The sequence below is a fragment of the Bacillus sp. EE-W1 genome, from assembly GCF_009760835.1.
Lineage (GTDB): Bacteria > Bacillota > Bacilli > Bacillales > Bacillaceae_G > Bacillus_A > Bacillus_A wiedmannii.
Genome location: NZ_WIPE01000056.1, coordinates 575,906 through 576,630, shown reverse-complemented (window position 1 = coordinate 576,630; position 725 = coordinate 575,906). Strand labels below are relative to the sequence as shown.

General features: G+C 34.6%; 1 protein-coding gene. It reads right to left on the bottom strand.

Annotated elements, in window-relative coordinates; all coding sequences use genetic code 11:
- Window positions 1-489: helix-turn-helix domain-containing protein (locus GFJ36_RS10515; RefSeq protein WP_157349544.1), on the bottom strand; the 489-nt coding region annotated here is incomplete at its 3' end.
- Window positions 490-725: the final 236 nt, after the last annotated feature.

The window sequence follows — 725 nt, the reverse complement described above, 5'->3', positions numbered from 1 at the left end:
TACACTAATCCACCAGTGACGACCGTCAAATGTAACTCTTGGATTGGATGTTTTTTTGTTTCTTGGTAGTTGTTGGCTTGTTTTCACTTCTCCAATAGACTGAATATGAACTACTTTCTTTCCTATAATCAGTCTTTCATAATTGGCATAAAATCCTTGGATTAAATCTTTTTTGGATTTATAAGAAGTGTGAGAACCATTTTTGTACTTTTCGAACGAATTTTTCCTCGCCTTATCAAAATCTTTTGAAGCCTGTTTGGGAACTTGTGCGTTGATGTCATTTAACCACTCATATCTCTTTCGCTTCTTGATCTTTGTAAATCGTTTCTGTAAAGCTAACTGTGAAACAGATTTTCCAAATAGCTTATAGTATCTATCACTCATTCTTTTACAATAGTTATAAGCGAATCTTGCAGCACCAGCATGGTTTCTAAGCACTTTTTCTTGTTCAGGCGTTGGAATTAGTCTAACTTTCTTCGCCAATATCATCAGAAGCCTACTCCTTTACTGTGCGATTATTCGAGCACTCACCTTTCAGATAATAAAAGATTGATTCTTCTGAATAGTAGCATGTTCCATCAGCATTCTCCTAAGACTACTAGGATACAAACCTGTTAATTCCGATACTTGACTAACTCGTAAAAACTCCATTATTATTCTCACCTCATTGAATTTACCATAATGCATAGATTCGGTAGATTCAATGAGACTTGATAGATTTAATT